Consider the following 13,670-nt stretch of genomic DNA (forward strand, 5'->3'; position numbering starts at 1 on the left):
ATAAGCCACACTGAGAAAATGGGGAAGTTCGCCCATTTCTCTCAGTGCGTCTTATGCTTGTCGGGGCTAACCGCTCGTCTCCGCTTTTCTTACAGCCACCACATATCAGCAGGCTGCTCTTTAATATTCACTGACTTCAGCGTCTGTACTGCGCGCTGGAAGCCTTCTTCGATGCTCATGATTGGATCTTCATGTTCGATGCTGACAACGTGGTCATAGCCGTATGTGCGCAGTGCGCTGATGATGCGGCCCCATTCGTCTGCAGGGTGTCCCATTCCAACTGAACGGAAGCTCCATGCACGCGTCTGAATTTTATCGTATGTCTGCATATCAGTCAGACCGTACATATTTACATTGTCCTGATCAATGTACGTGTCTTTTGCGTGGAAGTGATGAATCGCATTTTCTTTTCCAAGAATCTTGATCGCACCAACCGGGTCAATACCCTGCCACCATAGGTGACTTGGGTCAAGGTTTGCACCAATGTACTCGTTCGTTGCTTCGCGTAATTTCAACATTGTATAAGGCGTGTGGACGGAGAATCCGCCATGCAGTTCAAGACCAATTTTTACGTCAGCTTCTTTCGCAATTTCAGCGATTTCTTTCCAGTAAGGAATCAGCTTTTCTTCCCACTGCCATTTCATAATATCGCCGTATTCATTTGGCCAAGGTGAAACAGGCCAGTTTGGATGCTTCGCGTCAGCGTCAGCACCTGGTGTTCCTGAGAATGTATTAACAACAGGAACGCCGCACAGTTTTGCGAGCTTAATCGTTTTGCGAAGTGCTTCGTCACTTTCTTTTGCAAAAGCTGCATCCGGGCTTACAGGGTTGCCGTGACAGCTGAATGCGCTGATTGTCAGGCCGCGTGATGTTACTTTTTCAAGGTACTCTTTACGCTTGCCTTCATCTTCAAGCAGTTCGTCAATCGGACAATGGTCGTTCCCAGGATATCCACCCGTACCGATTTCAACAGCATCAAGACCGGACTCTTTCACGTAATCAAGCATTTCTTCAAATGGCTTTTGTGCAAATAAAACTGCAAATACGCCTAATTTCATAATAGAATACCTCCATATACAAATATATTCAGAGTTTTGATTTATAAAAAGCGATTCCTGTACCTGCACAGCTGATGAGTGAAGCGGAAGAGGGCGACTCCCTGCGGCAGGAAGGGACGTGTGAGACCAGGCATGGCGAAGCCTGCGGGCTCACCGCCCGGCCGCGGAAAGTGTCCCCCTGGAGCTGAGATCATCAGCCTACGTTACGGAGCGAACCTAAAACCTAATCGATTTCCCAGTCTCACTGCTTTCATAAATCGCTTCAATCACCTTTGACACGATCATTGCTTCTTCAGGCTTCACAAGCGGCTGCTGATTACCGCGGCAGCTTTCGAGGAAGTTATACGCCTGCGGAAGTCCAGGGTTTTCATCATCTGAAATCCAGTAAGGTTCCTGGTCAAGCAGCATGCCGTATTTTGCCTGATAAAGCTTGAGCGGATATACATCCAGCCCGCCTTTTGTACCAGAAACGGTTACTGTTTCCTGATCATCAGCAAGGTTGGCTGCCCATGACGTTTCAAATAATAGCGTAGCGCCATCTTTAAATTTAATATAAGCAGTTGCGTGATCATCGACTTCAAATGTGGTTGGGTCAAATTTACCCCACTGATTCACAACATCTTCCTGGCGACTCAGTTCATTATAAGTTGCACCGGATACTTCAGCGATTTCAGGAAAATCCATCAGATGAAGAGCGAGATCAAGGAAATGACAGCCAAAGTCAATCAGGCTTCCGCCGCCCTGAAGATCTTTATTTGTGAATACGCCCCATCCTGGTACTTTACGTCGTCTGATTGCCTGGGCGCGTGATACAAGAGGGCGGCCGATTTCGCCTGCATTTATAAAGCGCTTGGCAGCCACAGCTTCTTTTGTATGACGATAATGATAAGCGATCATTAACACTTTTTCAGCTTTTTCAGAGGCTTCGATCATGGCTTTGCACTCTGCAGTTGTCATCGCCATCGGCTTTTCACATAACACGTGTTTCCCCGCTTCAAAAGCTGCAATTGCAATTTCTGCATGAAATTTATTCGGTGTACAGATTGTGACAGCATCCACTTTATCAAAAATCTTGTGATAATCATCTGTGTGATAAGGAATCTGATAGTCTTTTGCGACCGTTCTGGCACGTTCGGCATTTACATCACAGACTGCCGTAACATCAACATCGTTTCCTAACGCAAGAAAGGAGGGGAGGTGTCGCGATACCGCGATGCCTCCGACTCCAATAATGCCGACTCTTAATTTATCCATATTAATCACCTACAGTTTTACAATCTGTTTGGATTTGTTAGATTCAAGTGCTCCTAAAATGACTTTCAGAGAACGCTTACCTTCTTCACCGTCGATCAGCGGCTGTTTGCCTGAGAGGATTGAGTCCACGAAATGATCAATCACGCCGGTTGATACCTGACCGCCTTCATCATTTGACTGGATCTTGCCAAGAGAAAGCTCTTCTTTCGTACCATCAGCTTTTTGCAGTACCACTGAATATTCAGGATCATCTTCAAGACGAAGGACGCCTTTTTCTGCATAAATGACCGTTGCATTATCTTCTGCAACATAAGACCAGCTTGCAGCAAGCGTGCCGATTATACCACTTTCTGATTTCAATACGAGTACGGCATTGTCATCCACATCAGTGTTTTCTTTCGCACTTGTTTCAACCATTGCCGCTACTTCTGTCATTTCTTCACCTAATATGTAGCGGATTAAATCTGTTTTGTGTACGCCAAGGTCACCCATAGCACCGATAAATGCTTCATCCTTATTAAAGAACCAGCTGTCTTTACCGTCAGCACTCCAGCCTTCAGGACCAGGATGTCCAAAAGCAGTACGGAAGCTGTAGATTTTGCCAAGTTCACCTGAAGCAATCCACTCCTGTGCTTTTTGATGTGATGTGACAAAGCGCTGGTTGTGACCGATCATCAACAGTTTGCCAGCTTTATCAGCAGCTGCGATCATATCATCTGCTTCCTGCTCACTTGTTGCCATCGGCTTTTCACATAGTACGTGCTTGCCAGCTTCAAGTGCAGCGATTGATACAGGTGCATGAAGATAGTTTGGCGTGCAGACGCTGACTGCATCAAGGTCCTGTTTGATCAGATCCTTATAATCGGTAAAAGTTTGCGCAGCACCGAATTTTTTAGCCATTTCTTTTGCGCGTTCTTCATTGATATCACAAATTGCGACGATTTCTACATTTTCGTTTGCTGCATATTCAGCAAGGTGACGGTGCTTTGCAATACTGCCGGCACCTACTACACCAACTTTCAATTTAGCCATTGATTAGTCCTCCTTATATCCTTCAAGCTTTTCGATCGGCTTCGCATTTCCGTAAACAGGGTAGTCACGCTTTGTTGGAGCTGCCCATTTTACGCCGTTTGCAATAACCTTTTGAATTTGTTTGTTATGATAAGTCGGGTGTGTTTCATGACCCGGGCGGAAGTAGAAGATCTTTCCGTTTCCACGCTTGAACGTTGCACCACTTCTGAATACTTCTCCACCCTGGAACCAGCTGAGGAAAATCAGCTCATCCGGTGCTGGAATATCAAAGTGTTCACCATACATTTCCTCTTCATCAAGCTCAATATACTCACCAATGCCATCAGCAATCGGATGGCTTGGATCCACAACCCACAGACGCTCGCGCTCATTTGCTTCACGCCACTTCAGGTCACATCCAGTTCCCATCAGACGCTTGAAAATTTTAGAGAAGTGAGCAGAGTGAAGCACGATCAGACCCATGCCTTCCCATACGCGTTTTTGTACCTTTTCAACAATCGCGTCATCAACCTCATCATGGGCAAGGTGACCCCACCATAAAAGAACGTCCGTGTTATTTAATACTTCTTCAGTTAAACCATGCTCAGGCTCATCCAATGTAGCCGTTTTCACGTCATAGCCGTGTTCAGTAAGTGCATCCGCAATCACGCGGTGAATGCCATCCGGATAGATTTCCTTTACAGCATCATGCTTCTTTTCATGTCTAAATTCATTCCAAACTGTAACGTTCATAGCTCGAAACACTCCTTTAATTATGACTGTAAGCGTTTTTAAAATAATGTAGGTTGTATATGCAACCGCTTCCTCTACTTTAACAGATTTATCAGCTGGGAAGGAAATATTTGCACCACTTCCTCCAATCTGAATCAAAAAGAGGGCCGGGGACCTCATATGGACCCGGCGCGCTCATTACTCTTTCACCGAACCTGAAGTCAGTCCGGCAACAATTCTTCTTTGGAAAATCAATACCAGTATCACAATAGGAATAGTTACAATAACAGTCGCAGCTGAAATATCTCCCCAAGGAATCGTGAACTGACTCTGGTAGAAAGAGATCCCAACCGGAACCGTACGCCATTCATCTGACGTATTGATTGTTAATGCAAATAAATACTCATTCCACGCTGCGATGAAAACCAGGATACCTGTTGTGAATACACCCGGTGCTGCAAGCGGGAAAATGATCTTTCTAAACGTCTGGAAAGGAGATGCCCCGTCCAGCTTAGCTGATTCTTCAAGCTCCCAAGGAATCTTCTGGAAGAAGGTTGCAAGAATCCAGATTGCAAGAGGGAGGGAGACCGTAATGTACGGAATCACAAGACCCATATAGCTGTTACGAAGACCAACAGCAGTAACAAAATTATAGATTGGTGAGATGATCGCAATCTGCGGGAACATTGATGCTGCAAGGATGATCCCGAGAATTACGCCTTTAAATCTGATTGGCAGACGCGTCAGCGCGTATGCAGCAATTGAAGCAAAGCCGATCGCAATTAGCGTAGTCAGTGTCGATACAACAAAACTGTTCCACATATATCTGAAAAGCGGACGGTTCGTGACCGCATTTTCATAAGAAGCGAGAGACGGATCTGCTGTGAACCAGTTAAAGTTATTGAAGATTTCACCCGGCGGTTTGATCGACGTGAGGAAAACCCAGATGAAAGGGAACATCACGAAAAATACAAACACGACGAGAAAAATGTAAAAGCCTATTCCTGCTTGTTTGTTCATCTTGATTCCTCCTTATCGACCCGTTTTGCCGGCAAACAAATCCGACCCGATGAATTTGATAAACAGTATCGAAATAATCGCTACTGAAATAAATACAATAACTGATAATACTGAACCTGCCCCGAAGTTAGATTGAGAGAACAGGGTAATGTAAGCGTAAATTGAAATTGATTCCGTTGAGTTTGCAGGTCCACCGCCTGTTAATACAAAGATCAGATCGAATACACGGAATGCATCCAGCGTACGGAATAATAATGCAACAAGAATTGCAGATTTTAATAGTGGCAGTGTGATTTTCCAGAACTGCTGCCATTTACCCGCACCATCCACCTCAGCTGCTTCATAGAGTGAGCCTGGAATCGTCTGAAGCCCCGCTAATAATAGAAGTGCCATATAAGGCGTCGTTTTCCATACATCGGCAAAGATAACTGAGAACATACCTCCGGCACCTGTAGATAATAGGACAGAGGCGTCATCGATCAGTCCGAATTGTTCAAAGTAGTGAGCTACGATACCAGTCTGTCCGTCATAAAGGAAGCCCCACATCATTGCAGCTACAGCTGTTGGGATCGCCCATGGAATAAGTACTGATGCACGGACAATACCACGGCCAACAAATGCGCGATTGATTAGCAATGCGATCATCAGACCGAGTACAAGCTCCGCAAACACTGATGTAAGCGTGAATAATAGCGTATTCCACATCGACTGCCACATACGACCGTCAGTCAGGTAACGTTCATAGTTGCTGAACCCGATGAAATTGGATTCAATGACTGCAGTATCAATTAATTGTAGAGAACCGGCTACGTTAGCTGCAGTCGCGGCAAAAGCTTCGTCTTCTGCACCAGCGGAAATATCAACTAACTGCTGGTTTGAATCACCCAGGAACTCTTTAAAACCTTCTGCCCAGTCATTATCTACCTGAGCATATTTCAGGTCACGGTCAGAAATTGCAGTAAATGAAGCGATCATGCCCTCAACTTCTTCATACTGCTCAGCAAGTCCATCCATTTCAAGGAGTTCCGTGTGGTAAGCTTCAAATTCCTGACTGATTTCAGCTGCCGCAGCTGCATCATCAGAATCAGGAGCCTGACCTTCTAAAGCCTCTAAATCTCTTGAAAGATAAAAGTAATCATTTGCATAGCGTTCAAGGTCAACGTTTGAGTTAATAAAACGCTCTGATCTGGAAGGGTCATTCAAACGGTAGTCAAATAAACTATTATAGAATGACTGCGCAACCGGCCAAAGTGTAACAAGAATGACAAGAATCAGAGCGGGCGCGACCATTGCATAGCCAAGCTGCTTTTCATTTAATTGAAACTTCAACGGTTTCACCTACTTTTTTCATAGATTGTTTTTGAATCAACAGAAGGGGAGGTGAAAAACACCCCCCCTTCGTCCTGTTGTCATCTAACGCCTTACGATTTTACGATATCCAGCTCCAGGCGCTAGCTCTACGGGTCATAAGCCACTGAGCGATAAAGGAAAAGTTCGCCCTTTTTCGCTCCGCGTCTTATGCCTTTCAGAGCTGATCAAGCGCCTTACGCTTTTATTGATATCCAGCTCCAGCAGGCAGGTCCTCGAGTCATAAGTCACAATGAGAAAATGGGAAAGATCGCCCATTTCTCTCATTGCGTCTTATGCTTGTCGGACCTGAACGCCTGCTTCCACTTTTATTCAGCCATTGCTGCTTCCATTTCTTCTTGCATGTTTGCGGCAGCTTCTTCAGCAGTGATATCTCCTGCTAGTGCTTGTGAAAGCTGAACTTGCATGATATCTGAAATACGTGGATAGATCGGTGTTACCGGTCTTGGTACAGCATTCTGAAGTGTTTCAACAAATTGCTCGTTTGCAAATAGTGTTGCAGCTTCCTGAACCTCTGTTTCTTCATAAAGTGCTTCGATTGTTGGAGCGCGTCCACCTTCAACTGCACTGATTGTCTGACCTTCAGCACCAGTCATGAATTTAACGAATTCCCAAGCAGCTTCCTGGTTTTCAGAGTAACGGTTGATCATTGTCATCCATCCGCCCAGTGTTGCTGCGCTTCCTGCATCCCCTTCAGGAAGTGTAGCGAATCCTACATTACCAGCAACTTCAGATGCTTCTTCGTCAGCTGAAGTTGACTGCATATAAGGCCAGTTACGGGCGAATACTGCTTGTCCGCCAACCCATGCATTGTTTGTTTCGGTCTCCTGGAAGCTTAAGATGTTGCTTGGTACGAAATCAGAGTTTACAATATCGATCATTGTCTGGATTCCGGCAATTGTTTCAGGGCTATTAACAACGACTTCGTTGTTTTCGTCTACAACCTGTCCACCGTGAGAAGCGATGAATTCAATTGCGTTTGTTACCATTCCTTCATACTGATTCGCCTGCATTAGGTATCCGAATTCAGTTCCTGCTTCACCTTGAAGCTCACCAGCCATAGTGATTAGCTCATCCCATGTTGTAGGCGGCTCTTCCACGATATCTGTGCGGTAGTAAAGCAGTCCGGCATCTGTAAACTTAGGCATCGCATATTGGCGGCCGTTAAACTGACCTGATGCAACTGTTCCCGGGAAGTACTGTTCCATGTCAATCCCATCAGCATCAATGAAGCGGTCAAGCTCAAGTGCGTATTGACCCTGGGCGAATTCAGCAGGCCAGATTACGTCTGCGTCAAATACGTCAATTGAAGCATCCTGCGAACTGAACATTGTTACGTACTGGTCATGTGAAGCGCCAGTATCTGCAGGCATTTCACGGTATTCAACCTTAATATTCGGGTTTTGTGCTTCGAACTCTTCGATCAGTACATCTGTTGCACCTGTTACGTCGACCCCTGCAGCATAAGTGATTGTTACCTGTTCTTCAGTACCCTCATCGCCACCTGTATCGCCTCCTGAGTCTGTACCACTATCTGTCGCTTCATCGTCTCCGCTACATGCAGCAAGCAGCAAGCTCATTGTTAATACAGTCATACCAGCAACTTTCTTGTTCCAAAGTTTCATAAAGTAATGCCCCCTTAGTTTTTAAGTAGATTGTCTTTCAATTAATTCCAAAGGTAGAAGAACGTCTTCTGCCTTGTTTTCACGTTTTCCTTCGATAATTTCAAGCATGACTTCCATTGCTTTTTCGCCAATATCAGAAGTGAACTGGTTAATCGTTGTGAATTGCGGATCCATCAGCGTTGCAATGGGCTGATTATCAAATCCTACAACTGCAAGATCATCAGGGACGCACCAGCCATTCAGCTGTGCTTCCTTAATCATTCCGGCCGCTACTTCATCACTTCCTGTGAAGAATGCAGTGGGCGGATCATCCATTGTGACAATGTGTCTGAAAATCTCTCTTCCATTCTCAACAGTAAAAACGTCTTTGAACATCCAGGCCGGATTTGGTTCTATCCCGGCTTCTGTAATCGCTTTCAAATATCCTTTGCGTCGATTGACAGAAACGCTGCTGTCGTTCCCCTGGCAGTAACCGATTTTCCAGTGTCCCTTGTCGAGTAAGTGCTTTGTACCAATATATCCGCCTTCTATTTGGTCTAGACGGACTCTCGTGACTGTTGCATCGGGATCATATTCATTACAGTAAATGACAGTGCCGTACTTTGTGTAGGGCGCAATTGCTTCCCACTTATTTTCGGCGGCTGCCAGAATAATGCCGTCGACCTGTTTGGATTGTAGCAGCTGAAAATATTCCAATTCTTTATCAGGACTGATTCTCGTATTACATAAAATCAGCTGATAACCATGTCTGGCTGCTTTCTGTTCCATCGCATCGACCAGCTGGCTGAAAAAAGGATTCACGATTCTTGAAATCAGTACCGCAATTTTTTTTGTTTTTATATTGCGTAATCTCTGAGCTGAGGAATTTGGCACATAGCCTAGTTCCTCCATGGCTTTTTGAACAGCCTGCTTTTTCTCCTCACTGACGTACGGATGATTGTTGATTACCCTTGATACGGTCGCCTGTGACAACCCAGCTTTTTGCGCCACATCTTTAATGGTGTACACGCGCTGACCCTCCTATAGGAACACCCCCAATTGTGAAGTCATATGAAATCGTTTTCACGATTAAATCATATAACATTATGAAATCGATTTCAATACCAAACAAAAAATTCTTAATATTCTTTTTATTTTGAAAAATAGTGACAATTGAAATATTTTTCATTGGATTGAATAGGTGTTAATGCCTGTAAAAGAAGATTTCATATGTATTCCTTCTCAAAATGATAGGGGAGTGAAGGGCTTACCCTATGAAAACATGAAAGCGTATTCTTGTCTATACATCTTTTAAAATATGATTTAGAAAATAATATTTTGGAGAGCAAAACATTTTTCCTAACCCTTGATTCACAAAGGATTTTGGTCGATTTTGATGGGTGAAGAGGCTATACTTATAAACAGCAGATCTGGAAGGAGAATAACATGAAAAAAGATATACAGCTGATCGCTTTAGATATGGACGGAACACTTCTCAGGAATGATCACAGCGTTTCTGAAGAAAACAGGCTGGCCATTAAAACAGCTCAGGACCAGGGGAAGGCGGTGATGGTCAGTACAGGCCGACCGCTTTTATATGCAGAGGAAATTGTTGACTCCCTAAAGCTCTCGACCTATCTCATTACAGTAAATGGCGGTGAGATCTGGCATCCGGATCGTACGTTAATTGAACGGACCATTATGGACTCATCCCAAGTTGAATTTATGCTTGAAATGGCATTGAAGTATGACACGCACTACTGGTCCTCAACAGTAGAAGGTGTATTTAATAAAAACACAACTTTTCCAAAAAACATCCACGACTATCAGTGGCTGAAATTCGGCTTTGATATAAAAGATGATAAAGTGAGAAAAATGATTTGGAACGAGCTGTCAAAACGCGGTGAGCTTGAAGTAACGAATTCAAGCCTGACCAATATAGAAGTCAACGCTGCAGGGATCAATAAAGCAGCAGCGATCCGGAAAGTCTGCGAGCGCCTGGACATTCAAATGGATCAGGTGATGGCAGTCGGCGACAGTCTAAATGACCTCGCCATGATCCGGGAATCCGGAATCGGAGTTGCAATGGGCAATGCCCAGGATAAAGTAAAGCAGTCAGCGGACTGGGTGACACACTCCAACGAAGATCACGGAGTAGCAGAAGCAATCAGACGCTTTGTGCTCTAAAATGTTTACTTCTTTCGGAATCGGAAATAACAAAGAATGTGACATTACGGAAGTACATGTATATACTTAATCTGAATTTTCAATTTCGAGAGGAGTTTTAAGCATGAATATTGTTACATTAAACAACGGGCTGAAAATGCCTCAAATCGGACTTGGCGTATGGCAGGTAGAAGACCATCAGACAGGTGTGGATTCAGTAAAAAAAGCAATTGAAACAGGATACCGTTCAATTGACACAGCAATGATTTATAAAAACGAAGAGGCAGTCGGACAGGGAATCCGTGAGTCAGGTGTACCGCGTGAAGAGCTGTTCATCACAACAAAAGTATGGAATTCAGACCAGGGCTATGACAGCACACTTCAGGCGCTTGAAACAAGCCTTGAAAAACTTGGACTCGATTACGTGGACCTCTACCTGATCCACTGGCCAATGCCTGAAAAAGATAAATACATTGAAACATATAAAGCACTTGAAAAGCTTTATGAAGACGGCAAAGTTAAAGCAATCGGCGTATGTAACTTTGAAATTGAACATCTTCAGCGCCTGATGGATGAGTGCACAGTAAAACCTGTATTAAATCAGGTGGAGTGCCACCCATACTTTGCACAGCTTGAACTGAAGGAATTCTGTGCGAAGCATGATATTTTCCTTGAAGCATGGAGCCCGTTGATGCAGGGTGGAGAAGTGCTTGAAGATGAAATCATCCGCAATATTGCAGAAAAATACGGCAAAGAGCCCGCACAGGTTGTCATCCGCTGGCACCTGCAGTCTGGCAGCATTGTTATTCCAAAATCAGTGACACCATCACGCATCGAATCAAACTTTGATGTATTTGACTTCGCACTGACTGCGGATGAACTGAAAAGCATCAACGACCTGGATCGCGGCGCGCGTAAAGGTCCTCACCCAAATGAAATGAATAAAGAGTAATTGATAGACAGACCCGGGAGCTTGAGTGCTTCCGGGTTTTTAAATGGATAAAAGTTTTCTAGGAAAGTAATTATGTAGACTTACAGTAAGTATAGTTTTCAAATTTGAAGAAAAATGTAATATTCGTTTTCCATCTGAAGTGAACGGAGTGGAAGGCGGTGACTCCGGGACGATAAGAGGGAAGCTGAGACCCCGCAACCGCTCTGCAACCTCCGTCCGGAAAGCATCCGCCTGAAACGCAGTGAGCGTTTATAACAATCATGACAATTAGTAGGTAAATATCAGTATTTACCATTACGAAACACGTTTAGTTGTTTTAACAATTCACAGACAGGGTATTTCCAAACTATGTTGAAAAAATTAGAACGACTCTAAGGAGGAAATACCATGTCAAAAACATTTGTTGAAACATTTCATTCTGAGCAGGACGTTTTAAAGAAAATCGAAGACCTTAAACTTCAGGGATATAAAGAAAACGATATGTATGTCGTAGCCCGTGATAAAGATGAACTATCACTCGTGCGGGGGCGTACTGATGCTGATATTGAAGCAGTGGAAGGAAACTGGTGGGACAAGTTCAAGGCATTTGTTGCAGGAGACTCTTCGGTCCGTGAAGCATTTGACCGGATGGGGATGGAAAAAGAAGATGCAGAACGTTATTACGATGAAGTGAGAAACGGAGCATTTTTATTATATGCCGATAATGCTTATGCAGATGAAAATGATGATTATGTTAGTCCTGCAGCGGGCGGTCTGGACCCGGATTCGGACCACAAGGTAAGCGGAACAAATTTTACAAATGAGCAGGCAAATACACATACATCAGCTGCGGAAGGTGCAGGCAGACCGCTTGCTGAGCGAACGAATCATCATACAGCCGGTGTAGATCACGACAGTGCACTTGGTGACCGGGACCGCTATGTTGACCCGAACATTGATAACCCGGAACCGACTGAACCGGTGAATAGCAGCAAGGAAGATCAAATTCGTGCGAAAGAGCAACACACAACAAATCATACTGAGCATAAAGATGCTGCCGCAGCAGATCGTCATGATGAAGATCCTGAAGAATACCGCGCACCGGATGACCGCGGTAAAATATTTGAGCCTTCTGAGCATGATAAACAGCAATATGGCGGAGGTCACGGAGATGAAGAATTTTCACCGGACGCAGTAGATGCCGGTACACCTCGTGGACAGGTCAGACCGGATCAGCCTAACTATCAGGGTGACCCGTCAGGTAAGCATCGTCACGAAGAGGTGGAACCACCTGAAGCCCACGGTGGAACTGATAACAAACGCCGCGTTGTAGACGGTCAGGAATCAGTTTGGGTGGACAGAAGTCAGACAAACAGTGATCAGCATGTGAAAGCCGAGGCGGATAGCAAAGGACGCCTTCGCGGACAGGAAGATATTTCAGAGCAGAATCCGAATGATCATGCACATCAGGAGCACCCGGGTGAAGAAAGTACGCTGCGTGATCGCGACCGTACAAAACCTTCACACGACCCGTCACTCGATAAAGAAGAGCAGGAGCGCCGCCTTTTGATGGAAGAAAATCATTTTAGAAATAAAGATCGTTTATAAGATTGAAGAGTGGGAGAACCCGGAGCTGGCAGAGATGCTTGCTTCCGGGTTTTTATGGTTTTGGGAAATGAGAGGTGGGGTTTAGGTCAAATTACACTATTCTACGAACAAGGCTGTTTTTTCTCAGAAAGTTACACGTTTTTTTCTGAAGACGAGCATACAAGCTTTGAACCACCGGCCTTATTCTCCGAACATCCAGGGTTTTTCCGCGAACCACCGGAGTGACTATGCTATTCTGCAAGGTAAATGCTGCATCAGTCCAAATGCGGGTAGATCAAATTACACTATTTCAGGGACCGCAGATGAAATCTCCTGAATCACAAGATTAATCTCCTGAACACACCATATAATCTCCTGAAACCACCCTTCACCCAAACAAAAAAACGCGCCATCAGCGCGTTTTTTTCGAAAAACCTTCCTGATCCAAGTAAGATGCTGCTTCTTCATACGTTGTGAAGATGCCGTCAAGCATGTCATCTGCGTATACGCTCCACGTATCAGCGTCTTCACGCGTTAAAGTCAGTTCCTGGCCATTTGTATTGACCCAGGGTTCATCTGAAAAAGGTTCAAAGTCTGCGAGTTCTTCAGTTAATAGTGAATCGATAGAAGCTGCGATGATGCTGCGCAGATCTTCTTCACTGCAGTCCCTGATATTGGTCATTCCTTTTGCATCGGAAGGATAGTCGTTCAGGTGGGCTGTATAGACAAAGCCGTTTCCGTTTGGATGAAGGTGATAGACAACCGTTTTTTTCTCACGGATACTTCCTTCAAAATGAAAATTCACCCGTCCAAGCGAAACGTTGTGCCGTGTCAGTTCATTAAAGGATTCAATAATTTCGAGCTTTTCTTCAAAAGTCAGCATTGCGTCTGCCTCCGTTCCATTGATTGATGCCGTTTATTATAGCATATTGAACTGCG

Annotated in this window: 12 protein-coding genes; 3 read left to right on the plus strand and 9 right to left on the minus strand. The window is 44.6% G+C overall.

Annotated elements, in window-relative coordinates:
• Positions 1–89 precede the first annotated feature (89 nt).
• The 8 genes from ACH6CZ_RS08175 to ACH6CZ_RS08210 form a co-directional block, all read right to left on the minus strand.
• Complete coding sequence (locus ACH6CZ_RS08175; RefSeq protein WP_374096940.1) at positions 90–1,058, minus strand: sugar phosphate isomerase/epimerase family protein; 969 nt, start codon at positions 1,056–1,058, stop codon at positions 90–92.
• Positions 1,059–1,274: 216 nt separating this feature from the next.
• On the minus strand, positions 1,275–2,312 hold the full coding sequence (locus ACH6CZ_RS08180; RefSeq protein ID WP_374096941.1) for a Gfo/Idh/MocA family protein: 1,038 nt from the start codon (positions 2,310–2,312) through the stop codon (positions 1,275–1,277).
• A 9-nt stretch (positions 2,313–2,321) separates the two neighbouring features.
• Positions 2,322–3,344, minus strand: a complete 1,023-nt coding sequence (locus tag ACH6CZ_RS08185; protein ID WP_374096942.1) for a Gfo/Idh/MocA family protein — start codon at positions 3,342–3,344, stop codon at positions 2,322–2,324.
• Between the two features lie 3 nt (positions 3,345–3,347).
• Positions 3,348–4,076, minus strand: a complete 729-nt coding sequence (locus ACH6CZ_RS08190) for a ThuA domain-containing protein (RefSeq protein ID WP_374096943.1) — start codon at positions 4,074–4,076, stop codon at positions 3,348–3,350.
• A gap of 177 nt (positions 4,077–4,253) precedes the next feature.
• Positions 4,254–5,075, minus strand: coding sequence for a carbohydrate ABC transporter permease (locus ACH6CZ_RS08195; protein ID WP_039811943.1), 822 nt, complete (start codon positions 5,073–5,075; stop codon positions 4,254–4,256).
• 12 nt (positions 5,076–5,087) lie between these two features.
• A complete protein-coding gene (locus ACH6CZ_RS08200; protein ID WP_374097449.1) occupies positions 5,088–6,365 on the minus strand; it encodes a carbohydrate ABC transporter permease in 1,278 nt (425 codons plus the stop codon).
• 386 nt (positions 6,366–6,751) lie between these two features.
• Positions 6,752–8,068 carry an ABC transporter substrate-binding protein gene (locus tag ACH6CZ_RS08205; protein ID WP_374096944.1) on the minus strand — a complete coding sequence of 439 codons (1,317 nt, stop codon included), beginning with the start codon at positions 8,066–8,068 and terminating at the stop codon, positions 6,752–6,754.
• 21 nt (positions 8,069–8,089) lie between these two features.
• Positions 8,090–9,076: a LacI family DNA-binding transcriptional regulator gene (locus tag ACH6CZ_RS08210; RefSeq protein ID WP_374096945.1), complete on the minus strand. Its 987-nt coding sequence runs from the start codon at positions 9,074–9,076 to the stop codon at positions 8,090–8,092.
• A gap of 417 nt (positions 9,077–9,493) precedes the next feature.
• On the opposite strand from ACH6CZ_RS08210, the gene ACH6CZ_RS08215 reads away from it, so the two are divergent.
• The 3 genes from ACH6CZ_RS08215 (at position 9,494) to ACH6CZ_RS08225 (ending at position 12,752) form a co-directional block, all read left to right on the plus strand.
• Positions 9,494–10,234 carry a Cof-type HAD-IIB family hydrolase gene (locus ACH6CZ_RS08215; RefSeq protein WP_374096946.1) on the plus strand — a complete coding sequence of 247 codons (741 nt, stop codon included), beginning with the start codon at positions 9,494–9,496 and terminating at the stop codon, positions 10,232–10,234.
• Between the two features lie 103 nt (positions 10,235–10,337).
• Positions 10,338–11,165 (plus strand): aldo/keto reductase, encoded by an 828-nt coding sequence (locus tag ACH6CZ_RS08220; protein WP_374096947.1) that lies wholly within the window; start codon positions 10,338–10,340, stop codon positions 11,163–11,165.
• Between the two features lie 387 nt (positions 11,166–11,552).
• The gene (locus tag ACH6CZ_RS08225; protein ID WP_374096948.1) at positions 11,553–12,752 is read left to right on the plus strand and encodes a YflT domain-containing protein; all 1,200 of its coding nucleotides are present in this window, start codon (positions 11,553–11,555) and stop codon (positions 12,750–12,752) included.
• A gap of 391 nt (positions 12,753–13,143) precedes the next feature.
• Here ACH6CZ_RS08225 and ACH6CZ_RS08230 read toward each other — a convergent pair whose 3' ends face one another.
• Positions 13,144–13,614 carry a hypothetical protein gene (locus ACH6CZ_RS08230; protein ID WP_374096949.1) on the minus strand — a complete coding sequence of 157 codons (471 nt, stop codon included), beginning with the start codon at positions 13,612–13,614 and terminating at the stop codon, positions 13,144–13,146.
• Positions 13,615–13,670: the final 56 nt, after the last annotated feature.

This window comes from Jeotgalibacillus sp. JSM ZJ347, from assembly GCF_044383825.1.
Classification (GTDB): domain Bacteria; phylum Bacillota; class Bacilli; order Bacillales; family Jeotgalibacillaceae; genus Jeotgalibacillus.